22 protein-coding genes are annotated in these 25,374 nt (G+C 70.1%); 18 read left to right on the forward strand and 4 right to left on the reverse strand.

Annotation, left to right across the window (positions count from 1 at the left end):
• Window positions 1-10 precede the first annotated feature (10 nt).
• The 5 genes from LGR54_RS04145 to LGR54_RS04165 are packed head-to-tail and all read left to right on the forward strand — an operon-like array spanning window position 11 to window position 7,878.
• The gene (locus tag LGR54_RS04145; protein ID WP_230360665.1) at window positions 11-469 is read left to right on the forward strand and encodes a globin family protein; all 459 of its coding nucleotides are present in this window, start codon (window positions 11-13) and stop codon (window positions 467-469) included.
• Entirely contained in the window at window positions 466-1,731 is a 1,266-nt protein-coding gene (locus LGR54_RS04150) for an NAD(P)/FAD-dependent oxidoreductase (RefSeq protein WP_230360666.1), read from the forward strand. The genes LGR54_RS04145 and LGR54_RS04150 overlap by 4 nt, the downstream gene beginning before the upstream one ends.
• Window positions 1,731-3,506 carry a NirA family protein gene (locus tag LGR54_RS04155; RefSeq protein WP_230360667.1) on the forward strand — a complete coding sequence of 592 codons (1,776 nt, stop codon included), beginning with the start codon at window positions 1,731-1,733 and terminating at the stop codon, window positions 3,504-3,506. Before LGR54_RS04150 ends, LGR54_RS04155 begins: the two co-directional genes overlap by 1 nt.
• On the forward strand, window positions 3,506-5,137 hold the full coding sequence (locus tag LGR54_RS04160) for a sulfite reductase subunit alpha (RefSeq protein WP_370638123.1): 1,632 nt from the start codon (window positions 3,506-3,508) through the stop codon (window positions 5,135-5,137). The genes LGR54_RS04155 and LGR54_RS04160 overlap by 1 nt, the downstream gene beginning before the upstream one ends.
• On the forward strand, window positions 5,137-7,878 hold the full coding sequence (locus LGR54_RS04165) for a nitrate reductase (RefSeq protein ID WP_230360668.1): 2,742 nt from the start codon (window positions 5,137-5,139) through the stop codon (window positions 7,876-7,878). Before LGR54_RS04160 ends, LGR54_RS04165 begins: the two co-directional genes overlap by 1 nt.
• A 116-nt stretch (window positions 7,879-7,994) precedes the next feature.
• Here the strand turns inward: LGR54_RS04165 and LGR54_RS04170 are convergent, their stop codons facing one another.
• Together LGR54_RS04170 and LGR54_RS04175 are read right to left on the reverse strand one after the other, a co-directional pair.
• Window positions 7,995-8,924 carry a glutaminase gene (locus tag LGR54_RS04170; RefSeq protein WP_230360669.1) on the reverse strand — a complete coding sequence of 310 codons (930 nt, stop codon included), beginning with the start codon at window positions 8,922-8,924 and terminating at the stop codon, window positions 7,995-7,997.
• A 26-nt stretch (window positions 8,925-8,950) separates the two neighbouring features.
• Entirely contained in the window at window positions 8,951-9,577 is a 627-nt protein-coding gene (locus LGR54_RS04175; protein ID WP_230360670.1) for a 2-dehydro-3-deoxy-6-phosphogalactonate aldolase, read from the reverse strand.
• Between the two features lie 147 nt (window positions 9,578-9,724).
• On the opposite strand from LGR54_RS04175, the gene LGR54_RS04180 reads away from it, so the two are divergent.
• Together LGR54_RS04180 and LGR54_RS04185 are read left to right on the forward strand one after the other, a co-directional pair.
• Complete coding sequence (locus tag LGR54_RS04180) at window positions 9,725-10,051, forward strand: plasmid stabilization protein (protein ID WP_230360671.1); 327 nt, start codon at window positions 9,725-9,727, stop codon at window positions 10,049-10,051.
• 34 nt (window positions 10,052-10,085) lie between these two features.
• Entirely contained in the window at window positions 10,086-10,520 is a 435-nt protein-coding gene (locus tag LGR54_RS04185) for a CBS domain-containing protein (RefSeq protein ID WP_230360672.1), read from the forward strand.
• 58 nt (window positions 10,521-10,578) lie between these two features.
• Here the strand turns inward: LGR54_RS04185 and LGR54_RS04190 are convergent, their stop codons facing one another.
• The gene (locus tag LGR54_RS04190) at window positions 10,579-11,571 is read right to left on the reverse strand and encodes a DUF4105 domain-containing protein (protein WP_230360673.1); all 993 of its coding nucleotides are present in this window, start codon (window positions 11,569-11,571) and stop codon (window positions 10,579-10,581) included.
• Window positions 11,572-11,780: 209 nt separating this feature from the next.
• Between LGR54_RS04190 and LGR54_RS04195 the strand changes: the two genes are divergently transcribed.
• The 11 genes from LGR54_RS04195 to glpK all read left to right on the forward strand — a co-directional run bounded on the left by LGR54_RS04195 (window position 11,781) and on the right by glpK (window position 23,615).
• Window positions 11,781-12,401 (forward strand): LemA family protein, encoded by a 621-nt coding sequence (locus LGR54_RS04195; RefSeq protein WP_230360674.1) that lies wholly within the window; start codon window positions 11,781-11,783, stop codon window positions 12,399-12,401.
• A gap of 24 nt (window positions 12,402-12,425) precedes the next feature.
• Window positions 12,426-13,235 carry a YgcG family protein gene (locus LGR54_RS04200; protein ID WP_230360675.1) on the forward strand — a complete coding sequence of 270 codons (810 nt, stop codon included), beginning with the start codon at window positions 12,426-12,428 and terminating at the stop codon, window positions 13,233-13,235.
• Window positions 13,235-13,870 (forward strand): TPM domain-containing protein, encoded by a 636-nt coding sequence (locus LGR54_RS04205; RefSeq protein ID WP_230360676.1) that lies wholly within the window; start codon window positions 13,235-13,237, stop codon window positions 13,868-13,870. The genes LGR54_RS04200 and LGR54_RS04205 overlap by 1 nt, the downstream gene beginning before the upstream one ends.
• A gap of 227 nt (window positions 13,871-14,097) precedes the next feature.
• The gene (glpD, locus tag LGR54_RS04210; RefSeq protein ID WP_230360677.1) at window positions 14,098-15,633 is read left to right on the forward strand and encodes a glycerol-3-phosphate dehydrogenase; all 1,536 of its coding nucleotides are present in this window, start codon (window positions 14,098-14,100) and stop codon (window positions 15,631-15,633) included.
• Window positions 15,630-16,748, forward strand: a complete 1,119-nt coding sequence (locus LGR54_RS04215; protein WP_230360678.1) for an ABC transporter ATP-binding protein — start codon at window positions 15,630-15,632, stop codon at window positions 16,746-16,748. Before glpD ends, LGR54_RS04215 begins: the two co-directional genes overlap by 4 nt.
• Window positions 16,749-16,759: 11 nt before the next feature.
• Window positions 16,760-17,851 (forward strand): ABC transporter ATP-binding protein, encoded by a 1,092-nt coding sequence (locus LGR54_RS04220; RefSeq protein ID WP_230360679.1) that lies wholly within the window; start codon window positions 16,760-16,762, stop codon window positions 17,849-17,851.
• A gap of 80 nt (window positions 17,852-17,931) precedes the next feature.
• Window positions 17,932-18,834, forward strand: coding sequence for a carbohydrate ABC transporter permease (locus LGR54_RS04225; protein ID WP_230360680.1), 903 nt, complete (start codon window positions 17,932-17,934; stop codon window positions 18,832-18,834).
• Window positions 18,831-19,640 (forward strand): carbohydrate ABC transporter permease, encoded by an 810-nt coding sequence (locus LGR54_RS04230; RefSeq protein ID WP_230360681.1) that lies wholly within the window; start codon window positions 18,831-18,833, stop codon window positions 19,638-19,640. The genes LGR54_RS04225 and LGR54_RS04230 overlap by 4 nt, the downstream gene beginning before the upstream one ends.
• Before the next feature lie 10 nt (window positions 19,641-19,650).
• A complete protein-coding gene (locus LGR54_RS04235; RefSeq protein WP_230360682.1) occupies window positions 19,651-19,956 on the forward strand; it encodes a DUF2160 domain-containing protein in 306 nt (101 codons plus the stop codon).
• 60 nt (window positions 19,957-20,016) lie between these two features.
• The gene (locus LGR54_RS04240; RefSeq protein ID WP_230360683.1) at window positions 20,017-21,771 is read left to right on the forward strand and encodes an ABC transporter substrate-binding protein; all 1,755 of its coding nucleotides are present in this window, start codon (window positions 20,017-20,019) and stop codon (window positions 21,769-21,771) included.
• A gap of 344 nt (window positions 21,772-22,115) precedes the next feature.
• Window positions 22,116-23,615: a glycerol kinase GlpK gene (glpK, locus tag LGR54_RS04245; RefSeq protein ID WP_230360684.1), complete on the forward strand. Its 1,500-nt coding sequence runs from the start codon at window positions 22,116-22,118 to the stop codon at window positions 23,613-23,615.
• Between the two features lie 873 nt (window positions 23,616-24,488).
• Here the strand turns inward: glpK and LGR54_RS04250 are convergent.
• On the reverse strand, window positions 24,489-25,370 hold the full coding sequence (locus tag LGR54_RS04250) for a bifunctional helix-turn-helix domain-containing protein/methylated-DNA--[protein]-cysteine S-methyltransferase (RefSeq protein WP_230360807.1): 882 nt from the start codon (window positions 25,368-25,370) through the stop codon (window positions 24,489-24,491).
• Window positions 25,371-25,374 lie beyond the last annotated feature (4 nt).

The raw sequence follows: 25,374 nt of genomic DNA on the forward strand, positions 1-25,374 counted from the left end.
GGAGGCGAGCATGACCCCCGATCGCATCGCGCTGCTGCGCGACAGCTTCGCCAAGGTGCGCCCGATCTCGGAAGCGGCCGCCGGGCTGTTCTATGGCCGGCTGTTCGAGATCGCCCCCGAGGTGCGCCCTCTGTTCAACGGCGACATGACCGAGCAGGGCCGCAAGCTGATGGCCACCCTCGGCGTGGTGGTGAACGGCATGCACGACCTGCCGGCGCTGCTGCCGGCGGTGCAGCGGCTCGGCGCCCGCCATGCCGGCATGGGCGTGACCGCCGCCCACTTCGCGCCGGTCGGCGCGGCGCTGATCTGGACGCTGGAGCAGGGGCTCGGCGAGGCCTTCACCCCGCCGGTGCGCGAGGCCTGGACCGAGGCCTATGGGCTGCTGTCCGGGGTGATGATCGAGGCGCTGGAAGCGGCGCCGGCCGAGGAAGGCCCGTTCGGCCGCATCGTCGGGGTGGCCGCGTCATGAGCACGAGCCTGCTTCGCGAAAAGGTGGTGATTGTTGGCAACGGCATGGCGGCGGCGAAGTTCTGCGAGGAACTCACCGCGCTGGCACCCGACCGCTTCGGGCTGACGGTGATCGGCGCCGAGCCGCACCTCGCCTATAACCGGGTGCTGCTCTCCTCGCTGCTGGCCGGCGAGGTGGGCGCCGACGATCTGGTGCTGAAGGACGCCGGCTGGTGGGCCGCGCGCGGCATCGAATTGAAGCTCGGCACCCCGGTTGCGGCGGTCGACACCGACGCGCGACAAGTGCGCCTCGCCGACGGGTCGGCGCTCGGCTACGGCAAGCTGGTGCTGGCGACCGGCTCCAGCGCCATCCGGCTGCCGCTGCCGGGCATGGACCTGCCGGGCGTGCTGACCTTTCGCGACATGGCCGATGTCGGCGCGCTGCTCGCCGCCGCCCGGCCGGGGCTGCGCGCCATCGTCATCGGCGGCGGGCTGCTCGGGCTGGAGGCCGCCACCGGCCTCGCCGGCGCGGGGGCGGAGACCGCCATCATCCATCTCGCCGACCGGCTGATGGAGCGCCAGCTCGATGCCCGCGCCGGCGCGCTGCTGCGCCAGGCGGTGGAGGCGCGCGGCATCGCCGTGCATCTCGACGCCTCGACGCAGGCGATCGAGGGCGACGGGCGGGTCGAGGGGCTGCGCCTCGCCGATGGCCGGCTGCTGCCCGCCGACCTCGTGGTGGTCGCCTGCGGCGTGCGGGCCAATGCCGATCTCGCCCGCGCCGCCGGCATCGGCTGCCATCGCGGCATCCTGGTCGATGACGGGCTCGCCACCGACGCGGCGGATGTGTTCGCCCTCGGCGAATGCGCCGAGCATCGCGGCCAGGTCTACGGCCTCGTCGAGCCGGCCTATGAGCAGGCGAGGGTGCTGGCCCGTCGCCTCGCCGGCGCGGGCGGCGCCTATGCCGGCAGCGTGCTCGCCACCAATCTCAAGGTCTCCGGCGTGCATGTGTTCTCCGCCGGCGACTTCCTCGGCGCTGAGGGCACGCAGGAAATGGTGCTCGCCGATCCCGGCCTCGGCCTCTATCGCCGGCTGGTGCTGCGCAGCGACGGGCGCGCGACCCGCCTCGTCGGCGCGGTGCTGTTCGGCGATACCGCCGACGGGCTGTTCTATCTCGACCTGATGCGGTCCGGCCGCGACATCGGCCCCGAGCGCGCCGCGCTCGCCTTCGGGCGCGCCTATGTGGCGCCGGATCTTTCCACGCAATCCCTGCCGGAGGCCGCGTGATGGGCACCGATTTCGTTCCCGAACAGAAGCGCTATCTCGAAGGTTTCGTCGCCGGCCTCGCCGCGACCCGCGCCGCCGGCAGCATCGCCGCCGCGCCGGCCGCCGCCAAGTCCGCACCGGCCGAGCCGACCGGGCCGGATGCCAGCGCGCATCGCGCCATGGCCCGCGTCGAGGCCGAGGGCCGCAAGCTGGTCAATGAGGAGAAGGCCAAGCGCGAGGAGCTCGGCCTCGACAGCTATGGCCGCATGAAGCAGCACGCGCGCGACGCCGCCTTTCCCAAGGGCGTCGACGTGTTCCGCTGGAAGTTCCACGGCCTGTTCTACGTCGCGCCGACGCAGGACAGCTATATGTGCCGGCTGCGCATCCCGAACGGCATATTGAAGTACTGGCAGTTCGCCGGCGTGGCCGATCTCGCCGATCGGCATGGCGGCGGCTATTCGCACATCACCACCCGCGCCAATCTGCAGATCCGCGAGATTCCCGCCACCGACGGGCCGGCGGTGCTGGAGGGGCTGATCGGCCTCGGGCTGACCGCGCGCGGCTCCGGCGCCGACAACATCCGCAACGTCACCGGCGGCCCGACCGCCGGCATCGACCCGCAGGAGCTGATCGACACCAGCCCCTACGCGCTCGACTGGCACTACCACATCCTCGCCGACCGCTCGCTCTACGGCCTGCCGCGCAAGTTCAACGTCGCGTTCGACGGCGGCGGGCGCATCGGCGCGCTGGAGGACACCAACGACATCGGCTTCCAGGCGGTGGAGGTGGCTGATGGCCACGGCATCGAGCCGGGCGTGTGGTTCCGCGTCGTGCTCGGCGGCATCACCGGCCATATGGACTTCGCCCGCGACACCGGCGTGGTGGTGAAACCCGATCAGGCGAGCGACGTCGCCGACGCCATGGTGCGGGTGTTCATCGACCATGGCGACCGCACCGACCGCAAGAAGGCGCGGCTGAAATACGTGCTCGACGCCTTCGGCTTCGAGAAGTTCCTGGCGCTGACGGAGGAGAAGCTCGGCTGGAAGCTGCCGCGCGTGCCGGCCTCCGCCGTGGCACCGCGTCCCGAGCCGGACCGGCTCGCCCATATCGGCGTCCACCCGCAGAAGCAGCCGGGCCTCAACTGGGTCGGCGTGGTGCTGCCGACGGGCAAGATGACCGCCCCGCAGATGCACGGCCTCGCCCGGCTCGCCCGCGACCTCGGCGATGGCGAGATCCGCCTCACCGTCTGGCAGAACCTGATCCTCTCCGGCGTGCCGGACGACAAGGTGGCGCTGGTCGAGGCCGCCGTCGAGGCGCTCGGCCTGTCCACGACAGCCACCGCCATCCGCGCCGGGCTGGTCGCCTGCACCGGCTCGATGGGCTGCCGCTTCGCCAATGCCGACACCAAGGGCGCCGCCGAGGCGATCGCCCGCCATTGCGAGGAGCGGGTCACTCTCGATCTGCCGGTCAACATCCACGTCACCGGCTGCCCGCATAGCTGCGCCCAGCACTATATCGGCGACATCGGCCTCGTCGGCGCCCGCGTGCCGGTGAACGAGGACGGCGACACCGTCGACGGCTTCCATCTGGTGGTCGGCGGCGGCTTCGGCTCGGATGCCGCCATCGCCCGCGAGCTCTATCGCGACGTGAAGGCGACCGAGGCGCCGGTGGTGGTGGAGAACCTGTTGCGCGCCTGGCTCACCCACCGCGCCGACGCCGCCGAGACGCTCGCCCGCTTCACCCGCCGCCATGAGCCGGACGCCCTCAGGGCGCTGGTCGAGGAGGAGACGCGCTGATGAACGCCGCCACCCCGCTCTCCGCCGTTCCGATGGCCGTGCCCGCCATGCCGGTGCCGCCGGCGATCGCCTTCTTCCCCGAGACCGCGCCGTTCAGCGAGGAGCAGCGCGCCTGGCTCAACGGCTTCTTCGCGGCGGTTCTCTCGCCGCAGGGGCTGGCCAGCGGGGCGCCGGCGTCGCCGGCCGAGGGCGCCGCGCCGGCGCCCGCCACTGAAGCGGATGACGGCGCCCCCTGGCACGACGCCTCCATGCCGCTCGACGAGCGCATGAAGCTCGCCGACGGCCGTCCGCTGCCCCGCCGCATGATGGCGGCGATGGCGCAGCAGGATTGCGGCCAGTGCGGCTATCTCTGCGAGAGCTACGGCGCCGCGCTCGCTGCGGGCAAGGAGACCAAGCTCAATCTCTGCGCCCCCGGCGGCAAGGAGACCATGCGCATGCTGAAGAGCCTCACCGCCGAGATGGGCGAGGCGCCGGCCGCCGCCCCGGCCGAGGCGGCGCCAACGGTTCCGGTGGGCGCGCCGGGCTCCTCGCGCGACAACCCGGCGCGGGTGAGCTTCCTGTCCCGCAAGCGGCTGAACAAGGGCTCTTCGGAGAAGGAGACCTGGCATGTCGAGTTCGATCTCGCGGCGGCCGGGCTCGACTACACGGTTGGCGACAGCTTCGGCATCTTCCCGGTCAATGACGGCGATCTGGTCGACGCTATCCTCGACGCCATCGGTGCCAGCCGCGAGGAGATGATCGGCGACAAGCTCGCTCGCGACGTGCTCAGCGAGGACGTGTCGCTCGGCGCCGCGCCGGACGGGCTGTTCCAGCTGCTCACCTATCATTCCGGCGGCGAGATGCGCCGCAAGGCGCGCGCGCTCGCCGCCGGCGAGGACCCGGACGGCGACGCCGCCTCGCTCGACGTACTGGCGGCGCTGGAGAAGTTCGGCCGCCCGCGCCTCGCCCCCGAGGTGCTGGCGGAGGCGCTGGAGCCGCTGCAGCCGCGCCTTTATTCAATCTCCTCCAGCCCCGCGGCGACGCCGGGCAAGCTGTCGCTCACCGTCGACGCGGTGCGCTACCGCGTCAGTGCGCGCACAAGGCTCGGCGTCGGTTCGACCTTCCTCGCCGCGCGGGTGCCCGAGGGCGGCGAGCTGCGCGCCTATGTGCAGAAGGCGCACGGCTTCGCCCTGCCGGCGGACCCGGCGGTTCCGGTGATCATGGTCGGGCCGGGTACCGGCATCGCGCCGTTCCGCGCCTTCCTGTGGGAGCGCATGGCGGTGAAGGCGCCGGGCCGCAACTGGCTGTTCTTCGGCCATCAGCGCAGCGACTATGACTTCTTCTACGAGGACGAACTCGCCGGCATGAAGGCCAACGGCCACCTGTCCCGCCTGACCCTCGCCTGGTCGCGCGACGGGTCGGAGAAGGTCTATGTGCAGGACCGCATGCGGCAGGTCGGCGAGGAACTCTATCGCTGGCTGGAGGAGGGCGCGCATTTCTACATCTGCGGCGATGCCAAGCGCATGGCGCGGGATGTCGAGCATGCGCTGGTCGACGTGGTCGCCGCGCATGGCGGCAAATCCACCGATGCGGCGCTCGCCTATGTCGCGGCGCTGAAGAAGGCCGGCCGCTACCAGGCGGACGTCTACTGATGAACGCGCCGGTGCCCCTCGCTCTCACCGAAGCGGCCGTGATGCCGGCGGTGCGGACCACCTGCCCGTATTGCGGCGTGGGTTGCGGCGTGCTGGCGAGCCCGGACGGGGCGGGCGGCGCGGCGGTGGCCGGCGATCCCGAACATCCGGCCAATCGCGGCCGGCTGTGCTCCAAGGGCTCGGCGCTCGGCGAGACGCTGGGCCTGTCGACCCGGCTGCTCACCCCGATGCTGCGCGTCGACGGCGCGCTGGAGGTCGCCTCCTGGGATGCCGCGCTCGGCGCCATCGCCGATGCCTTCCGCCGCACCATCGAGGCGCACGGGCCGGACGCGGTGGCGATCTACCTGTCGGGGCAGCTGCTCACCGAGGATTATTACGCGGCTAACAAACTCGCCAAGGGCTTCCTCGGCACCGCCAATGTCGACACCAATTCGCGGCTCTGCATGGCGTCCTCGGTGGCCGGCCACAAGCGCGCCTTCGGTTCCGATACCGTGCCCGGCGTCTATGCCGATCTCGACGAGGCCGACCTCGTGGTGCTCACCGGCTCCAATGCCGCCTGGTGCCATCCGGTGCTGTTCCGCCGGCTGGAGGCGGCGCGGGCACGGCGGGGCACCAAGCTCGTCGTCATCGACCCCCGCCGCACCGCCACCGCCGAGGAGGCCGATCTGTTCCTGCCGGTGGCGCCCGGCATGGACAGCGTGCTGTTCGCCGGGCTGCTGGTGCATCTCGCGGATATAGGGGCGCTCGACGACGCCTATGTCGCCGCCCACACCTCCGGCCTCAACGCGGCGCTCGCCGGCGCGCGGGCGCTGGCGCCCGATCTCGCCACGGTGGCGGCCAGGACCGGCGTGCCGGCGGCCGACGTGGCGCGCTTCTACGCGCTGTTCACTGCCACCGAGCGGACGGTGACCTGCTATTCGCAGGGGGTGAACCAGTCGGCGCAGGGCACCGACAAGGTCGGCGCCATCATCAACTGCCACCTCGCCACCGGGCGCATCGGCCGGCCGGGCATGGGGCCGTTCTCGCTCACCGGCCAGCCCAACGCCATGGGCGGGCGCGAGGTCGGCGGCCTCGCCAACCAACTGGCCGCGCATATGGGCTTCTCGCCCGCCGAGGTCGACCGCGTCCGCCGCTTCTGGGGCGCGCCGAACATGGCGACGCGGGAGGGCCTGAAGGCCGTCGACATGATGGCGGCGGTGGCGGACGGGCGCATCAAGGCGCTGTGGGTGCTCGGCACCAATCCGGCGGTGAGCCTGCCGCGCGCCGACGGGGTGCGCGCCGCGCTGTCCCGGCTCGATTTCCTCGCCATCTCCGACAATGTGCGGGCCAACGACACGCTGGCCTGCCGCCCGCATGTGCTGCTGCCGGCGCTGGCCTGGGGCGAGAAGGACGGCACGGTGACCAATTCCGAGCGCCGCATCTCGCGCCAGCGCGCCTTCCTCGATCCGCCCGGCGAGGCCCAGCCGGACTGGTGGGCGATGGCGCAGCTGGGGCGGCGGCTGGGCCATGACGCCGCCTTCGGCTGGTGCTCCGCCGCCGAGGTGTTCCGCGAGCATGCCGCGCTGTCCGCCTTCGAGAACGCGGGCAGCCGCGATTTCGACATTGGCGGCCTGGCCGGGCTTGACGACGAAGCCTTCGACCGGATGGCGCCGCAGCAATGGCCGGTAGTTGGGCCGGCACTTGGGCCGGCACTTGGGCCGGTACGCGCGCCGGGCGAGGGCGGCGAGAAGCGCTTCTTCGCCGAGGGCGGATTCTTCACCCCGGACCGCCGCGCCCGCTTCATCGTCCCGGCCGATCCGGCGCCGGCGGCGGGCACCGACGCCGCCTACCCGCTGCGGCTCAACACCGGCCGCATCCGCGACCAGTGGCACACCATGACCCGCACCGGCCTGTCGCCGCGCCTCGGCGGGCATCTGCCGGCGCCGTTCGTCGAGATGCACCCCGAGGATGCCCGCGCGCTCGGCATCGCCGCCGGCGATCTGGTGCGGCTCACCTCGCCGCACGGCACGGCGGTGCTGGAGGCGCGGCCCGGCGAGGGGCCGCGGCGCGGCGAAGTCTTCGCGCCGATCCACTGGTCCGGCAGCACCGCCGCCGAGGCGCGGGTCAATGCGCTTATCGCCGGGGCGACCGATCCGTTTTCCGGCCAGCCGGAATCCAAGGCGACGCCGGTGCGGGCGGAAAAGCTGGCGCTGGCCTATCGCGGCTTCCTGCTGGCGCGGGAGGCGCTGGCCCCGCCCCACGCCGCCTGGTGGGCACGGGTGGCGCTGGAGGGCGGCGAGGGCTGGCTGATCGCCGACGAGGCCGGGCCGCTCGCCTGGCGGACGCGGATGGCGGCGCGGTTCGGCGCCCTCGAGCTCTCGGAATTCCTCGATGCCGAGGGCGGCATCTACCGCGCCGCCGCCTATGACGGCGAGGGCCGGCTGGCGGCGCTGTTGTCGATAGGCCCGGCGGATCGCGCCCCGGACTGGGCGGCGGTGAAGGAGCTTTTGACCGTCGGCGGGCTCGATGCCGCCGGGCGCCGGGCGGCGCTGGCCGGTCGTCGGGCGGGAGCCGCCTCCAGCTGCGGGGCGCTGGTGTGCTCCTGCTTCGGGGTGCCGGCGGATCCGATCCGTGCGCTGATCGCGTCCGAGCCGGCGGCCGACGTCGCCCGCATCGGCGCGGTGCTGAAGGCCGGCACCAATTGCGGCTCCTGCGTGCCGGAGTTGAAGCGTCTCATCGCCAGCGCGCCGCTGCCGGTCTGAGCGGCTGGAGCCTGTTCTCTCCGATCAGGTGATCCCGCCCGATCGGAAGGGCTCCAGGGTCTTGTTTGGATGCGTTTTCTTCACGCGAACCGGATTCCACTTCGCTAGAAAACGCTCTAGTCGCCGAAGATCGACCAGCCCATGCGCTTGGTCAGGGTCTCCAGCGCGATGCGGCCGAGATGCGAGTTGCCGACCGAATCCAGCCCCGGCGACCACACGGCGATCGAGGCGATCCCCGGCGCGATGGCGAGGATGCCGCCGCCCACCCCGCTCTTGCCGGGCAGGCCGACGCGATAGGCGAACTCGCCCGAGCCGTCATAATGGCCGCAGGTCAGCATGATGGCGTTGATGCGCCGCGCCCGCTCCGGGCTCACCACCGAATGGCCGGTGGTCGGGTTCTTGCCGCGCCAGGCAAGGAACCGCCCGGCCATGGCGAGCTGGCGGCAGCTCATGGCGATCGAGCAATGGTGGAAATAGACGCCGAGCGTGTAGTCCACCGGGTTCTGCAGCACGCCGAACGACTTCATGTAGTTGGCGAGCGCGGCGTTGCGGAAGCCGGTGCGTCGCTCGGAGGCGGCGACCTTCTCGTCGATGGTGATCGAGGTATCGTCGGCGATGAAATGCATGAAGCGCAGGATCTCGCCCAGCGCCTCGCGCGGCTCGTGGCCGGCGAGGATCTGGTCGGTCACCGCGATGGCGCCGGCATTGATGAACGGGTTGCGCGGGACGCCGCCCTCATATTCCAGCTGCACGATGGAATTGAAGGCGCTGCCGGACGGCTCGCGCCCGACATGGCGCCACAGCCGGTCGCCGATCTTGCCGAGCGCCAGGGTGAGGGTGAACACCTTCGACACGCTCTGGATGGAGAACGGCACGTCGGCGTCGCCGCCCACCGCCACCTCGCCCTCGGCATCGATCACCGCCATGCCGAACTGGTTGGGATCGACGCCGGCGAGTTCGGGAATATAGGTGGCCACCTCGCCGCGGTCGGGACGCGTGCGCATCTCCTCGGCGATATCAGCGACGACGGTCTTCAGGTCGGGCAAAGCAAGCTTCCTCGGCGGGAGAACGGTCAGGCGGCCTTCAGTTCGGCCACGGGCGCCAGGAAGGCTTGCGCGTTTCGTGCCACGTCGTCCGCCGCCATCCCCGGCGCGTAGAGCGCCGAGCCGAGGCCGAAGCCGCGCGCCCCGGCCTGCCAATAGGGCTTCAGTCGTTCCGGCGTCACCCCGCCCACCGGCATCAGCACGGTGGAGGCCGGGATGACGGCGCGCCAGGCCTTCACCACCGGCGGCGGCAGCATCTCGGCCGGGAACATCTTCAGCGCGTCGGCGCCGGCCTTGAGCGCGGCGAAGGCCTCGGTCGGCGTGGTCACGCCGGGCACGCAGCTCATGCCGAGCGCCTTGGCGCGGGCGATCACCGCCGGGTCGCTGTGCGGCATCAGCACCAGCTCGCCGCCGGCCGCCTTCACCCGGTCTGCATCGGCGGGATCGAGCACGGTGCCGGCGCCGATCAGCACGTCGGGGAAGCGGCGGGCGAGGATCTCGATGCTCTTCATCGGCTCGGGCGAATTGAGCGGCACCTCGATGATGCGGAAGCCGGCCTCGACCAGCGCCGTGCCGATGGTGGCGGCTTCCTGCGGCTGCACGCCGCGCAGGATGGCGATGAGCGGGAATTCGGCGAGCCGGGCGAGCACGGTCATGGGAGCGGTACCTCTGGAACGTTCCCCGGCAAGGCATGCCGGCGGCGGCATTCTGTCAAGCCCGAAACGCCGCAAGCGGGAACGCTTCGCCGCCCGCATCGTTGGCTTGGGGACGGGCGGGGGCGAACGGACGCGAAGGAGAGGGCCATGCCCCGTGGCGACAAGTCGGCCTACACCGACAAGCAGAAGCGCAAGGCCGAGCATATCGAGGAAGGCTACGAGGAACGCGGCGTGTCCCCCGAGGAAGCCGAGCGCCGCGCCTGGGCGACGGTGAACAAGGACGATGGCGGCGGCAAGAAGTCCGGTTCCGGCCGCGGCAAGGACACCGGCCATCCGGCCGCGCATCGCGGCGGCGACATCGGCGGCCATGCCTCGGCCGCGCGGCCGAAGGCCGAGCGGTCCGCCGCGGCGCGCAAGGCCGCCGCCACCCGCAAGCGCAACGCGGAACACAACACCCCGCACCACGCCGGCTGAGCCGGCTCCATCTCCGACAGGACAGGAGGATCCGATGAAGGTAAGCGACCTGATGACCCGCGAGGTGCAGGTGATCGCCCCGGACGAGACGCTGGAACAGGCGGCGCGCGCCATGGCGCTGCTCGATGCCGGCATCCTGCCGGTGGGCGATGCCGGCCGCCTCGTCGGCATGATCAGCGACCGCGACATCGCCGTGCGCGGCGTCGCCCTCGGCAAGGGGCCGGCGACGCGGGTGCGCGAGATCATGAGCGGCGAGGTGAAATACTGCTTCGAGGACCAGGAGATCGACGAGATCGGCCGCAACATGGCCGAGCAGCAGGTGCGCCGCCTGCCGGTGGTGAACCGCGACAAGCAGCTGGTCGGCATCCTGTCGCTGGGCGACATCGCAGTGGCCGGCCGCGAGGCCATCGCCGGCGACGCGCTGGGCGGCATTTCCCGTCCCGGCGGCGCGCATACCCAGGCGATGTAGGCGCCGTGCCGGTCCTGAACCGCGCAACCCGCCGGGGCCCGCCGCTCCGGCGGGGGGCTCAGCGGGCGCGGATGCGCTCGGAATAATCCGGCGCGTCGCCGGCCGCCTGCCCGAGCGGGGTGATGACCGCCCGGCGCTCGACCTCGGCGAGCGGCAGGTCGGTCTCGATCAGCTCCTGCTCGTAGAGATAGCCCGGCAGATAGCCGGACAACAGGATGCGCCAGTCGAAGCCGACGCCGGGCTCGATCAGCCGGGCGAGGCGGAAGATCACCGTGGTGCAGTTGGTGGTGATGGTCTGGTAGAAGCGCGGCTGGCGCGCCAGCTCGTTGCCGAGCGTGGTGAAGGACAGGAACAGCGCCCGCCGCAGCTCCGGCGTCAGGTCGATCGGAAACAGCGATACCGTCTCGCGCCGCTCATTGGTGCGCAGGCGGACGATGTCGCGCTCGTCGGCGGCGATCAGCACCAGCTCGAACTGCTTGAAGAAGCCGCCGATCTCGGAGAACGCCTCGCCCTGCTCGCGGCGGATCTCGGCGGAGAACACCACGCGCTGCCCGTCGGCGAAGGAGAAGCCGACCAGCGTGTGGGCGATGGCCGGGTTGCTCCACACCGAGGAGAACAGGTCGACGCCGGTGATCTGGTCGAGCCGGTAGCGCCGGTCCTCCCAATGCTCGATCGCGTCGTTTTCCGTGGTCCAGCGGAAATCGCGCACATTGTGCAGCGTGACCTCGTCGCCCGCGATGGTGGCGGTGACGCCATGCGCGACATCGGGTGCCCAGACGCGGTCGTTCGAGGGCAGGATGCTCGTCCACCACCAGATGAACGCCCCGGCCGCCGTCAGCGCCACCAGCCAGCCGCTCCCCACCTTACCGGTGACGGCGAGGGCGAGCGCCGCCAGCACCGCCGCCGCCAGCGCGGCATAGGCGATGAGGCGCACCGGGCCTTGCGTCTGGTACCACAGGCCGAGCGCGCCGACCGGCGTCGCCAGCAGCAGCGCCAGCACCAGGAGGGCGCGGAAGATCGACGGAAGCAGGGACCAGCTGATGTCGGGCACGGGCAATTCCAATGGAGACGGCGAAGCGTGCATGGCGTCGCGCCGCTTGTCGCGCGACGTCGGCCGCCGTCCACATCTATCGCAGACCGCCGCCATGAGGGCGAGACCGCGACGCGCGCCCCGGACCGCCCTATAGTGGGGGCGAGCTTCGCGCCGTGTATCGCCCAAGCGCGCGTCCAAGCGTGCAATGTTCAAAGGGGGATGTGCCTATGTCGTTCCTGACTGACCTCACCGTCGTCCGACGCCGGTTGCTGATGCCGTTCCTCCTGCTCGTGCTGGCCGTCGGCCTCGCCGGCTGCGGGGTGAACAACATCCCGACCAATGAGGAGAAGGCCAAGGCGGCCTGGAGCGAGGTGCTCAGCCAGTACCAGCGCCGCGCCGAACTGATCCCCAATCTCGTCGAGACGGTGAAGGGCTATGCCCAGCAGGAAAAGGACGTGCTGACGCAGGTGACCGAGGCCCGCGCCAACGCCACCTCGATCAAGGTGGACGCCTCCACCATCACCGATCCCGAGACGTTCAAGAAGTTCCAGGACGCGCAGGCCCAGCTCTCCGGCGCGCTCGGCCGGCTGATCGCGGTGTCGGAGGCCTATCCCGACCTCAAGTCGAACCAGAACTTCCTCGCCTTGCAGGCGCAGATCGAGGGCACCGAGAACCGCATCGCCGTGGCCCGGCGCGACTATATCGAGGCGGTGCGGGTCTACAATACCGAGCTCAGAACCTTCCCCGGCGTGCTCTGGGCCTCCACACTCTATCGTTCGAGCAAGCCGATGGAGACCTTCACCATCCCCGAGGAGCAGATGAAGGTGCCGCAGGTGAAGTTCAACTGACCCTCGTCTCCGGGACCGGTCGCCATGCTGCGCCGCGCCGCCTTCCTCATCGTCCTCGCGCTCACGCTGGCCACCGCCGTGGCGGCGCGGGCGGAGCTCACCTTTCCGCCGCTCTCCGGGCGGGTGGTCGACGCCGCCGGCATCCTGTCGCCGCAGGTGCGCGCGGCGCTGGAGGCCAAGCTCGCCGCGCAGGAGGCGAAGACCACCGACCAGTTCGTGGTGGCGACGGTGCCCTCGCTACAGGGCACCTCGGTGGAGGACTACGCCAACCGGCTGTTCCGCGCCTGGAAGCTCGGCCAGACGGACAAGGACAACGGCGCCCTGCTCATGGTGGCGCCCGCCGAGCGGCGGGTGCGCATCGAGGTCGGCTACGGCCTTGAAGGGGTGCTACCGGACGCGGTGGCCTCCACCATCATCCAGACCGCCATCCTGCCGGAGTTCCGCGCCGGTAATTTCCCGGCCGGCATCGAGAAGGGCACCGACGCGGTGATCGAGATCCTCAATCTCGATCCCGCCGAGGCCGAGGCGCGGGCGCGCAAGGCGGCGGAGCCGGCGATGACGCCGGATGACTGGGTGCCGCTGATCATCTTCGCGGTGATGATCGGCTTCTGGATCTTCGTGGTCTACCGGCAGGTGCGCGGCGGCTATCTCGGCCGGCGCGGGGCCGGCGGCGCGGCGCTGCCGGGCGGGATTTCCGGCTGGGAATGGTCGCGCGGCCGCTCGCGCGGCGGCTGGTCCGGCGGCGGGGGCGGCTGGTCGAGCGGGCGTGGCGGCGGCGGTTTTTCCGGCGGCGGCGGTTCGTCGGGCGGCGGCGGTGCCTCGGGGAGCTGGTGATGGACAAAGGCGCGCCCGACCATGTCCTCACCGCCGACCAGCATGTGGCGCTCGCCGAGGCGGTGCGCCGCGCCGAGGCCGATACCAGTGGCGAGGTACGGCTGATGGTGGTGACGCATCCGCTGGTGCGCCATCCCTTCTACGCCCTGATGTGGGCGGCGCTGCTGGCGCTGGTGCTGCCCTGGCCGCTCGCCTTCCTCACCCGTCTCGACGTGCCGGCGCTGCTCGGCGCGCAGGCCGCCGCCTTCGCGATCGCCGGCGCGCTGTTGCTCGCCACCCCGCTCGGCCGGGCGCTGGTGCCGCGCGCCGCAGTGGAGGAGGCGGCCCGCGCCGCCGCGCTCGACCATTTCCTCGCGCTCGGCATGCACGGCACCCGCGGGCGTACCGGCGTGCTGATCCTGGTGGCGCCGGACGACCGCATCGTCGAGGTGGTGGCCGACGAGGCCATCCATGCCCGCGTCGGCGCGGGAGCGTGGCAGGAAGTGTGCGCCGCCGTGCTGGAAGGTGCGCGCGGCGGGCATCTCGCCGAGGGTCTGGAGGCCGGCGTCGACGTCGTCGGCCGGATTCTCAAGGCGCATCTGCCCGCCTCCGACGGCGGTCCCAACGAATTGCCGGACCGCGTGCTGGTGATTTGAGCCTGCTTCCATTCCGGGCACCTCGCGCCGCAGCATGGCGGAAGCGCGCGTAACGTAAGGCGGAGCCCCCGCCGAACGGTGCCTCCTTATTGCATTGCACCGGTTCGAAACTCGAAATCTTTCGTTTTCGACCGAGTTGCGCGCAATTTCAGTTTCATATAGCGTCCATGTGAACATAAGAACGAAATCGCTCCTCAATGTCAGGGCGGTTCACCGGGAGGCTGTGAGTGACCACGCGCGCACTCGATTCGATCTATGACCTCGCCGTCATCGGCGGCGGCGTGAACGGTTGCGGCATCGCCCGCGACGCGGCCGGGCGCGGGGCCTCGGTCGTGCTGTTCGAGCAGGGCGACTTCGCCGGCGCCACCTCCTCCGCCTCCACCAAGCTGATCCATGGCGGGCTGCGCTATCTCGAGCATTACGAGTTTCGTCTGGTGCGCGAGGCGCTGATGGAGCGCGAGGTGCTGTGGGCGATGGCGCCGCACATCATCCGCCCGCTGCGCTTCGTGCTGCCGCATCATGACGGGCTGCGCCCGGCCTGGCTCCTGCGCCTCGGCCTGTTCCTCTACGACCATCTTGGTGGCCGTAAGAAGCTGCCGGCGACCCGCACGCTCGACCTCACCCGCGATGAGGCCGGCAAGCCGCTGCGTGACGGCTATACGCGCGGCTTCGAATATTCCGACTGCTGGGTCGAGGATTCCCGCCTGGTGGTGCTGAACGCCCTCGACGCCGCCGAGCGCGGCGCCGACATCCGCCCGGGCTGCCGGGTGGTCTCGGCCGAGCGCGGCGCCGATCACTGGCGCATCGAGGTGGAGGAGGGCGGCGTGCGCGAGACGATCCGCGCCCGCGTGCTGGTGAACGCCGCCGGTCCCTGGGTGCACGAGGTGCTGGCCAAGGTGGTGCGGGTCAATTCGCCGGCCAATGTCCGCCTCGTGCAGGGCAGCCACATCGTGGTGCCCAAGCTCTACGAGCACGACCGCGCCTACATCTTCCAGAACGCCGACGGCCGCATCATCTTCGCCATCCCTTATGAGCAGGATTTCACGCTGATCGGCACCACCGACCGCGACTACAAGGGCGCGCCGCATCAGGTGAAGGCGAGCCCGGAGGAGATCGCCTATCTCTGCGCGGCGGCGAGCGAGTACTTCAAGGCGCCGGTGACGCCGGAGCAGGTGGTGTGGACCTATTCCGGCGTGCGCCCGCTCTATGACGACGGCGCCTCCAAGGCGCAGGAAGCCACCCGCGACTATGTGCTGGAGCTGGAGAACGGCGAAGGCAAGCCGCCTCTGCTCTCGGTGTTCGGCGGCAAGATCACCACCTATCGTCGGCTCGCCGAGCACGCCATCGAGAAGCTCGGCCCGCATCTGGCCGCGCTCGCCAAGCCGGCCTGGACCCGCGGCGCGACGCTGCCGGGCGGCGATTTCGCGGTGGGCGACCAGCCGCGCCTCGTCGCCCAGATCCAGCGGGCGCATCCGTGGATCGAGGAGGCGCTGGCCCGCCGGCTGGTGCGGGCCTACGGCACGCGGGCACTGCGCCTGCTCGACGGGCTGCGCAGCCCTGCCGATCTCGGCCGGGTGTTCGGCGCCGATCTCACCGAAGCGGAGGTACGCTATCTGATGCGGGAGGAATGGGCGCGCACGGCCGCCGACGTTCTGTGGCGCCGCTCCAAGCTCGGCCTGCGGCTGAGCCCGGCCGAGGCCGAGGCGCTCGACGCCTTCATGGCCGAGGAGTTGCGGCCGGCGGCCCGGAGGGCGGCGCAATGACCCTCGAATTGCAGAATGTCCGCCGCGAGGTGCAGGGCGCCGTCCATATCGACGACGTCTCGCTCAAGCTGGAGCGCGGCAGCCTCAACGTGCTGCTCGGCGCGACGCTGGCCGGCAAGACCACGCTGATGCGGCTGATGGCCGGGCTGGACGCGCCGACCTCCGGCCGGGTGATCGCCAATGGGCAGGACGTCACCGGCCTGTCGGTGAAGAAGCGCTCGGTGGCGATGGTCTACCAGCAGTTCATCAACTACCCCGCGCTGACCGTCTACGAGAACATCGCCTCGCCGCTGCGGGTGCAGGGCCTGCCCAAGGCGGAGATCGACAGCCGCGTCGCCTCCGCCGCCAGGCTCCTGAAGCTGGAGCCCTATCTCCAGCGCACCCCGCTCGCTTTGTCGGGCGGCCAGCAGCAGCGCACCGCCATCGCCCGCGCGCTGGTCAAGCGCGCCGATCTGGTGCTGCTCGACGAGCCGCTGGCCAATCTCGACTACAAGCTGCGCGAGGAACTGCGCGAGGAACTGCCGCGCATCTTCGCCTCCACCGGCGCGGTGTTCGTCTACGCCACCACCGAGCCGACCGAGGCGCTGCTGCTCGGCGGCAGCACCGCGACGCTGATGCAGGGCGCGGTGACCCAGTTCGGCCCGACCGCCGAGGTCTATCGCCGTCCCGCCGACCTCGCCACCGCGCGGGTGTTCTCCGATCCGCCGCTCAACACGCTGCGCGTCACCAAGGCGGGCGGCACGGTGCGGCTGGCGAACGGCGCCACCGTCGCCGCCATCGGCGCCTTCGCCGGGGTGCCGGACGGCAGCTACACCGTCGGCGTCCGGGCGCACCACCTCGCGGTCGAGGACCGTACTTACGGGGAGCCGCGCGACGGCGGCCTCATCCGCCTTGCCGCCAGCATCGCCGTCACCGAGGTCACCGGCTCGGAGAGCTTCCTGCACATGGATGTCGTCGGCGCCGCCGGCGGCCGCGAGCGCCTCACCGCGCTGGTGCCCGGCGTGCGGCGGCTGGAGCCGGAAGCCGCGGTCGAGGTGGTGATCGATCCCCGCCACATTCTCCTGTTCGACGCGAGCGGCCGCAGCACCGGCACCGCGCTCGACGCGGCCGCCTGAGGGAGGGCGCGATGGCCAGCATCACACTCGATCATCTCGCCCATGCCTACCGGCCCGATCCGCAGGGTCCGCAGGACTATGCGCTGAAGGAGATCAACCACGTCTGGCGGCAGGGCGGCGCCTATGCGCTGCTCGGGCCCTCGGGCTGCGGCAAGACCACGCTGCTCAACATCATCTCCGGCCTCGTCACCCCCACCCAGGGGCGCATCCTGTTCGATGGCCGCGACGTGACGAAGCTGCCCACCGAGGCGCGCAACATCGCCCAGGTGTTCCAGTTCCCGGTGGTCTACGACACCATGACGGTGCGCGAGAACCTCGCCTTCCCGCTGAAGAACCGGCATTTGCCGCGCGAGACCATCGCCAAGCGCGTGGAGGAGATCGCCGCCCGCCTCGACATGAGCGCGGCGCTCGACCGCAAGGCCTCCAACCTCACCGCCGACGCCAAGCAGAAGATCTCGCTCGGCCGCGGCCTGGTGCGCGCCGACGTCGCCGCCATCCTGTTCGACGAGCCGCTCACCGTCATCGACCCGCATCTGAAGTGGCAGCTGCGCTCGACGCTGAAGGAACTGCACCGCGCGCTCGACCTCACCATGATCTACGTCACCCACGACCAGACCGAGGCGCTGACCTTCGCCGACACGGTGGTGGTGATGCATGACGGCGCGGTGGTGCAGACCGGCACGCCGGAAGAGCTGTTCGAACGCCCGGCGCACACCTTCGTCGGCCATTTCATCGGCTCGCCGGGCATGAACGTGCTCCCCGCGCGGGTGGAAGGCGCCACCGCCCATATCGGCGACGTCGCCGTGCCGCTGGCCCGCGCCTATCCGGCGCTGCCGGCCGGGGCGAAGATCGAGCTCGGCGTGCGGCCGGAATTCGCCACGCTAGCCCGCGCCGGCACCGGCCTGCCGGTGAGCGTGAAGCGCATCGACGACATCGGCCGCGCCCGCATCGCCCGCGTCGAGATCGCCGGCCATCCCGCCGCCGCCATGGTGCCGGAGGGGCTCGTCCTCGACGGCGACCGGGCCGGGCTGAGCCTGGAGACGCGGCAGATCCACATCTATGCCGGCGGCGTGCTGGTTCCCGGCGAGGGAGGCGTGGGATGAGCGCGTCGCCATTCGCACCGTTCCCGACCTTCACCCCTCTCCCCATCGGGGAGAGGGAGCCAGCCGCGAGGGCCTGAGCCATGGACAAGCCCGTCAATAACCGCGCCTGGTGGCTGGTCGCCCCCGTCTTCGCCATCGTCGCCTTCTCGGCGATCATCCCGATCATGACGGTGGTCAACTATTCGGTTCAGGACACCTTCGGCAACAACCAGTTCTTCTGGAACGGGCTCGGCTGGTTCCAGGAACTGCTCGATCCGTCGACCGAGCTCGGCGGCCGCTTCTTCGCCGCGCTGTGGCGCAACCTGTTGTTCTCCGCCATCATCCTCGCCATCGAGGTGCCGCTCGGCATCCTCGTGGCGCTGTCCATGCCGCGCGAGGGCTGGCGGGTGGCGGCGACGCTGGTGACGATGGCGCTGCCGCTGCTGATCCCGTGGAACGTGGTCGGCACCATCTGGCAGGTGTTCGCCCGCGCCGATATCGGCCTGCTCGGCTACGGCCTGAACGCGCTCGGCATCGACTACAACTACACCGGCGACGTGTTCTCGGCCTGGGTCACCATCGTGGTGATGGATGTCTGGCACTGGACCAGCCTCGTGGCGCTGCTCTGCTATGCCGGCCTCAAGTCGATCCCCGACGCCTACTACCAGGCGGCGCGCATCGACGGCGCCTCGCGCTGGGCGGTGTTCACCACCATCCAGCTGCCGAAGATGAAGCGGGTGCTGCTGATCGCGGTGCTGCTGCGCTTCATGGACAGTTTCATGATCTACACCGAGCCGTTCGTGCTCACCGGCGGCGGGCCCGGCAACGCCACCACCTTCCTGTCCATCGATCTCGTGAAGCTCGCGCTGGGCCAGTTCGACCTCGGCAAGGCGGCGGCGATGTCGCTGGTCTACAACCTCATCGTGCTCGCGCTGTGCTGGGTCTTCTACACGGTGATGACCCATGCCGGCAGCGAGCGGCCCGACCAGGGGAGCGCGGCATGAACCAGAACACGCGCGGCGGCGCCTTCATCATGGCGCTGTACCTGATCTTCCTGCTGCTGCCGATCTACTGGCTCGTGAACATGAGCCTGAAGACCAATTTCGAGATCAACACCACGGTCTCGCTGTGGCCGCAGGCGATCACCTTCGAGCACTACATCAAGATCTTCACCGATTCGAGCTGGTACTCGGGCTACATCAACTCGCTGACCTATGTGGTGCTCAACACCATCATCTCGATCAGCCTCGCTTTGCCGGCGGCCTACGCCTTCTCGCGCTATTCCTTCGTCGGCGACAAGCATCTGTTCTTCTGGCTGTTGTCGAACCGCATGGCGCCGCCGGCGGTGTTCGCGCTGCCCTTCTTCAATCTCTATTCCGCCATCGGCCTGTTCGACACGCCGTGGGCGGTGGCTTTGGCGCACTGCCTGTTCAACGTGCCCTTGGCGGTGTGGATACTCGAAGGCTTCATGTCCGGCGTGCCGCGCGAGATCGACGAGACGGCGGCGATCGACGGCTATTCCTTCCCGCGTTTCTTCGTGAGGATCTTCATGCCGCTGATCGCCTCGGGCATCGGCGTCGCCGCCTTCTTCTGCTTCATGTTCTCGTGGGTTGAGCTACTGCTCGCCCGCACGCTGACCGCCACCTTCGCCAAGCCGATCGCGGTGACCATGACCCGTACCGTCTCGGCGGCGGGCATGGACTGGGGCCTGCTCGCCGCCGCCGGCGTGCTGACCATCATCCCCGGTGCCTTGGTGATCTGGTTCGTGCGCAACTACATCGCCAAGGGCTTCGCCCTCGGGCGGGTGTGAGGAGGGAGCGATGGAGAATTTCACCGCCAGCCTTGCCGAGAACACCGCCTGGATGGCGTGGACCTGGCAGACCGGGCTGTTCTTCGCCTGCATCGCCAGCCTGCTGACCGTGTTCACCCTGCTCGCTTTGTGGCGGCCGGAGCGGGCGCGGGTCGGCATCTTGCGCATCCCCACCACGCGCGGCGACCGGCTGTTCATCACGCTGCTGGGCAGCGCCTTCATCAATCTCGCCTGGCTCGGCCTGGTGGGACCCGAACTCGGCTGGGCGCTCGCGCTCTGCCTTGTCTACGCACTGGCGGTGTTCCGCCTCGTGTGAATTCGCCCGAAGCGGCGGCAGGCCGCGCGGGCTCTGGGAGTGAAACGGGAGGAGAGACCCATGTCGACGTCTAAGAGCCGCACCCGGCTCCTGCTTGCCGCCAGCGCTGTCGCGCTGGTCGCCTTCGCGGCGCCTGTCCGTGCCGACGAGGCGGCTGCGAAGAAGTGGATCGACGCTGAGTTCCAGCCCTCGACGCTGTCGAAGGAGGACCAGCTGAAGGAATTGCAGTGGTTCATCAAGGCGGCCGAGCCCTTCAAGGGCATGGAGATCAACGTCGTCTCCGAGACCATCACCACGCATGAATACGAGGCGAAGACCCTCGCCAAGGCGTTCTCGGAGATCACCGGCATCAAGCTCACCCACGACCTCATCCAGGAGGGCGACGTGGTGGAGAAGATCCAGACGCAGATGCAGTCGGGCAAGAACATCTACGATGCGTGGGTGAACGATTCCGACCTGATCGGCACGCATTTCCGCTACAAGCAGGCGGTGCCGCTGACCGACTGGATGGCCGGCGAGGGCAAGGACGTCACCTCGCCGACGCTGGACCTGCCGGATTTCATCGGCACCTCCTTCACCACCGCGCCGGACGGCAAGCTCTACCAGCTGCCCGACCAGCAATTCGCCAACCTCTACTGGTTCCGCTACGACTGGTTCACCAACCCGGACCTCAAGGCCAAGTTCAAGGCCAAGTATGGCTACGAGCTCGGCGTGCCGGTGAACTGGTCGGCCTATGAGGACATCGCCGAGTTCTTCACCAACGACGTGAAGGAGATCAACGGCGTCAAGGTCTATGGCAACATGGACTACGGCAAGAAGGATCCCTCGCTGGGCTGGCGCTTCACCGATGCCTGGCTCTCCATGGCCGGCAATGGCGATCGCGGCCTGCCCAACGGCAAGCCGGTCGACGAATGGGGCATCCGCATGGAGGGCTGCCGCCCGACCGGCTCCACCGTGGAGCGCGGCGGTGACACCAACGGCCCGGCGGCGGTCTACTCGATCGTCAAGTATATCGAGTGGCTGAAGAAATACACGCCGCCGCAGGCGCTGGGCATGACCTTCTCCGAGGCCGGACCGGTGCCGGCGCAGGGCAACATCGCCCAGCAGATGTTCTGGTACACCGCCTTCACCGCCGACATGGTGAAGCCCGGCCTGCCGGTGATGAACGCCGACGGCACGCCGAAATGGCGCATGGCCCCCTCGCCGAAGGGCGCCTACTGGAAGGACGGCATGAAGCTCGGCTACCAGGACGTGGGTTCCTGGACGCTGCTGAAGTCGACCCCGGTGGAGCGTCGCAAGGCGGCGTGGCTCTACGCGCAGTTCGTCACCTCCAAGACGGTGTCGCTGAAGAAGAGCCATGTCGGCCTGACCTTCATCCGCGAGAGCGACATCTGGTCGCCGTCGATGACCGAGCGGGCGCCGAAGCTGGGCGGCCTGGTCGAGTTCTACCGCTCGCCGGCGCGGGTGCAGTGGTCGCCGACCGGCAACAACGTGCCGGATTATCCGAAGCTGGCGCAGCTGTGGTGGCAGAACATCGGTGACGCCTCCTCGGGGGCCAAGACGCCGCAGGCGGCGATGGACTCGCTGGCCGAGGCGCAGGAATCGGTGATGGCGCGTCTGGAGAAGTCGGGCGTGCAGGGCGACTGCGGTCCGAAGCTGAACGAGAAGCATCCGATGGAGTACTGGGTGGAGCTCGCCAAGAAGGAAGGCAACCTGGCGCCGCAGCCCAAGCTCGCCAATGAGAAGCCCAAGGGCGAGACCGTCGACTACGACGCGCTGATCAAGTCCTGGCCCGCCACCCCGCCGAAGAAGTGACCGACCGGGCCGCACGAGCCGGGTCAACCGGCCGGCGGCCAGCGGACAAGGACCGCGGATAGGAACCATCGCGACAACCGGGCGGACGCCGATGCCGGCGCCCGCCCGGACTTCCCCTCCGGTGGCCCTCGGGCCTCCGCCTGCGGGGCGCCGATTTCACGCCTCCCTCTTCATGCTTCCGTCTTCAGGCCGTCGACCCCGACGCCGTCGTGGAGATCGGCGCCCGATGCCGGCGCCGGGCCTCGCGGGTTCGGACGTGGCGGGATAGATCCCGGCCCGGACCATTGGAGGTCCGGACGCGACGTCGCGGCGCGGCGGGCGAGACCTTGCAACGTGGATTGCGCATGACCAGCTACCTTCTCGCCATCGACCAGGGCACCACCTCCTCGCGTGCCATCCTGTTCCGGCCGGACACCTCGATCGCGGCGCAGGCGCAGCAGGAATTCCCGCAGCATTTCCCGTCCTCCGGCTGGGTCGAGCACGAGGCGCGCGACCTGTGGGAGACCACCCTCGCCACCTGCCGGGCGGCGATGGAGCAGACCGGGGCCAAGGCGGCGGACATCGCCGCCATCGGCATCACCAACCAGCGCGAGACCACGGTGGTCTGGGACCGCAAGACCGGCGCTGCCATCTACCGCGCCATCGTCTGGCAGGACCGCCGCACCGCCGAGCTCTGCGCCCGCCTGAAGGCGGAAGGCCACGAGCCGCTGGTGAGCGCCCGCACCGGGCTGATCCTCGATCCCTATTTTTCCGGCACCAAGATCGGCTGGATCCTCGATCACGTGCCGGGCGCGCGGGCGCGCGCCGAGCGCGGCGAGCTCGCCTTCGGCACGGTGGATTCATGGCTGCTCTGGCACCTGACCGGCGGCGCGGTGCACGCCACCGACGCCACCAACGCCGCGCGCACCCTGCTGTTCAACATCCACACCGGCGAATGGGACGACGAGCTGCTGGCGCTGCTGCGGGTGCCCCGCTCCATGCTGCCGGTGGTGCGGGATTCCTCCGCCGATTTCGGCACCACCCTGCCGGAGCTGCTCGGCGGCGGCATCCGCATCTGCGGTATCGCCGGCGACCAGCAGGCGGCCACCGTCGGCCAGGCCTGCTTCCAGCCGGGGATGATCAAGTCGACCTACGGCACCGGCTGCTTCGCGCTGCTCAATACCGGCACCACGGCGGTGACCTCGAAGAACAAGCTGCTCACCACCATCGCCTATCAGCTGGACGGCAAGCGCACCTATGCGCTGGAGGGTTCGATCTTCGTCGCCGGCGCGGCGGTGCAGTGGCTGCGCGACGGGCTCGGCATCATCAAGGCCTCGGCCGAGAGCGAGGCGCTGGCCGAGGCGGCCGATCCCGCCCAGCAGGTCTATCTTGTGCCGGCCTTCGTCGGGCTCGGCGCGCCGCACTGGAATCCGGATGTGCGCGGGGCGCTGTTCGGGCTGACGCGCGGCACCGGGCGGGCGGAGATCGCCCTCGCGGCGCTGGAAAGCGTCTGCTACCAGACCGCCGACCTGCTCGACGCCATGCATGCCGATTGGGCGGAGGCCGGCGGCAATGGCGCGCCGACGGTGCTGCGCGTCGATGGCGGCATGGTCGCCTCGAACTTCGCCATGCAGCGTCTGTCGGATCTCTTGGCGGCGCCGGTCGACCGTCCGGTGGTGCGGGAGACCACGGCGCTCGGCGCCGCCTATCTCGCCGGGCTACATGCCGGCGTGCTGCCGAAGCCGCAGCGCTTCGCCGACCGCTGGCGGCTCGACCGCCGCTTCACGCCGATCCTCGAGCCGGTGCTACGCGAGACCAAGCTCGCCGGCTGGCGCGACGCCGTGCGGCGGCTGACCATGCCGTGAGGGGACGGGAGACAGAGCTTTTCGAGGCCCTTTTCCATTCCTCTCCCCGTTGGGGAGAGGTGGCCCGCGCAGCGGGTCGGTGAGGGGCTCTAGCGACTGGGAAGCCAAGAAGACCCCTCACCCCAGCCTTCTCGGTCAAAACCGAATGCTTTCGGTTTTGACCATCCAGATCCTGAATTTGGCAACAGCCGAGTTCGGGGCGGGGAGAGGGAGCGGGTCGTCCTTGCGCGGCCCGCCTCTCGATGGGAAAAACGGCCCCCAAGGGCAGCCGCCCGCCTACTTCCCGCGGACCTGCCCGGCTTCCCAGCCGAGTATGGCGCGCTTGTGGGTCAAGCCCCAGTGATAGCCGGCGAAGTCGCCGCTCTTGCCGGGCGGCTCGGTCTCATGCGCGGGCCCTCGCGCTCCGGCCTAATCTCCGCCGAGATGGAGAGCCCCCGCCGACCATCCTCGCGTCCCGGACCCGTGACACCGCAGGCGGAACGCCGATCCGGGACGGGATCCGCCAGCAGCTCTTTTTCCTTTCCTCTCCCCACCTGCAATCGGCTGCTGCCGAGTGGAGTTCAGGCAAGGCCGAAGTCGGAACATTCAGCTGCCCGAACTCGGCTGCTGCCTTCGGTTCTGGCAAGGGCGAAGCCGGAAACATCTGGCTTCGGCGGAGAGGTGGCCCGCGCAGCGGGGCGGTGAGGGGCGACACCGTTGGGAAGCGTCGAAGACCCCCACTCAAGCCCCCCGTTAAACTCGGCTGTTGCCGGATCTGACTTCCAGAAGATCGAACTCGACGACGGCCGAGTTCGATGTGGAGAGGGAGCGGACCGCTCCTGTGCGGCCCGCGTCCTGATGGGAAAATGGGCGCCCGAAGCGAGCTGCCGTCCCCTATTTCCCGCCGACCTGCCCGGCTTCCCAGCCGAGTATGGCGCGTTTGCGGGTCAGGCCCCAGTGATAGCCGGTGAGGTCGCCGCTCTTGCCGAGCACGCGATGGCAGGGCACCACGAAGGACATCGGGTTCTTGCCCACCGCCGCGCCGATGGCGCGCGCCGCCTTCGGCCGGTCGATATGGCCGGCGATGGCGGAATAGGTGGTGGCGCGGCCCATCGGGATGCGCATCAGCGTCTCCCACACCCGCACCTCGAAATCGGTGCCGATGAATACGATGCGCAGCGGGTCGTCCGGCCGCCAGCATTCCTGGTCGAAGATGCGCGCCGCATAGGGCGCGGTCGCCAGCGGGTCCTCGACATAGATGGCGTTGGGCCAGCGCTTGCGCATGTCGGCGAGCGCCTCGTCCTCGCCGCCCTCGTCGGCGAAGGCGAGGCCGCACAGGCCGCGCGGCGTCGCCATGGCGAGCGCGCGTCCGAACGGCGAGGGGTGGAAGCCCCAGCGGATGATCAGCCCGGCGGCGCCGGTCTTCCATTCGCCGGGCGACAGCGATTCATGCACCACGAACAGGTCGTGCAGCCGGCCCGGGCCGGAGAAGCCGAGCTCATAGGCGGCGTCGAGCACGTTGTTGGATTCGGAAAGCACCTGCCGGGCGGCGTCGAGCGTTACCGCCTGCAGGAAGGCCTTGGGGCTGAGGCCGCACCAGCGGCGGAACAGATCGGTGAGCGCGCGCGGCGAGACGCCGGCGGCGCGGGCGATCTCCTCGACCTCGGGCTGGTCGCGGAAGCGGCGGTTCACGAACTCGACGGCGCGACGGACGGTCTCATAGTCGTTCGCGGCGATTTCGAGCGGACGGGCATTCTCCAGAGTTGGCGCGAGCACGGCG

This window comes from Ancylobacter sp. Lp-2, assembly GCF_020523795.1.
Lineage (GTDB): Bacteria > Pseudomonadota > Alphaproteobacteria > Rhizobiales > Xanthobacteraceae > Ancylobacter.

Excerpts from the sequence above, each read along its gene's own strand:
- LGR54_RS04160 (WP_370638123.1), top strand. The coding sequence starts at position 3,506 with ATGAACGCCGCCACCCCGCTCTCCGCCGTTCCGATGGCCGTGCCCGCC.
- LGR54_RS04150 (WP_230360666.1), top strand. The coding sequence starts at position 466 with ATGAGCACGAGCCTGCTTCGCGAAAAGGTGGTGATTGTTGGCAACGGC.
- LGR54_RS04165 (WP_230360668.1), top strand. The coding sequence starts at position 5,137 with ATGAACGCGCCGGTGCCCCTCGCTCTCACCGAAGCGGCCGTGATGCCG.
- LGR54_RS04155 (WP_230360667.1), top strand. The coding sequence starts at position 1,731 with ATGGGCACCGATTTCGTTCCCGAACAGAAGCGCTATCTCGAAGGTTTC.
- LGR54_RS04240 (WP_230360683.1), top strand. The coding sequence starts at position 20,017 with ATGTCGACGTCTAAGAGCCGCACCCGGCTCCTGCTTGCCGCCAGCGCT.
- LGR54_RS04185 (WP_230360672.1), top strand. The coding sequence starts at position 10,086 with ATGAAGGTAAGCGACCTGATGACCCGCGAGGTGCAGGTGATCGCCCCG.
- LGR54_RS04205 (WP_230360676.1), top strand. The coding sequence starts at position 13,235 with ATGGACAAAGGCGCGCCCGACCATGTCCTCACCGCCGACCAGCATGTG.
- glpK (WP_230360684.1), top strand. The coding sequence starts at position 22,116 with ATGACCAGCTACCTTCTCGCCATCGACCAGGGCACCACCTCCTCGCGT.
- LGR54_RS04230 (WP_230360681.1), top strand. The coding sequence starts at position 18,831 with ATGAACCAGAACACGCGCGGCGGCGCCTTCATCATGGCGCTGTACCTG.
- LGR54_RS04145 (WP_230360665.1), top strand. The coding sequence starts at position 11 with ATGACCCCCGATCGCATCGCGCTGCTGCGCGACAGCTTCGCCAAGGTG.
- LGR54_RS04215 (WP_230360678.1), top strand. The coding sequence starts at position 15,630 with ATGACCCTCGAATTGCAGAATGTCCGCCGCGAGGTGCAGGGCGCCGTC.
- LGR54_RS04225 (WP_230360680.1), top strand. The coding sequence starts at position 17,932 with ATGGACAAGCCCGTCAATAACCGCGCCTGGTGGCTGGTCGCCCCCGTC.
- LGR54_RS04180 (WP_230360671.1), top strand. The coding sequence starts at position 9,725 with ATGCCCCGTGGCGACAAGTCGGCCTACACCGACAAGCAGAAGCGCAAG.
- LGR54_RS04175 (WP_230360670.1), bottom strand. The coding sequence starts at position 9,577 with ATGACCGTGCTCGCCCGGCTCGCCGAATTCCCGCTCATCGCCATCCTG.
- LGR54_RS04220 (WP_230360679.1), top strand. The coding sequence starts at position 16,760 with ATGGCCAGCATCACACTCGATCATCTCGCCCATGCCTACCGGCCCGAT.
- LGR54_RS04235 (WP_230360682.1), top strand. The coding sequence starts at position 19,651 with ATGGAGAATTTCACCGCCAGCCTTGCCGAGAACACCGCCTGGATGGCG.
- LGR54_RS04200 (WP_230360675.1), top strand. The coding sequence starts at position 12,426 with ATGCTGCGCCGCGCCGCCTTCCTCATCGTCCTCGCGCTCACGCTGGCC.
- LGR54_RS04195 (WP_230360674.1), top strand. The coding sequence starts at position 11,781 with ATGTCGTTCCTGACTGACCTCACCGTCGTCCGACGCCGGTTGCTGATG.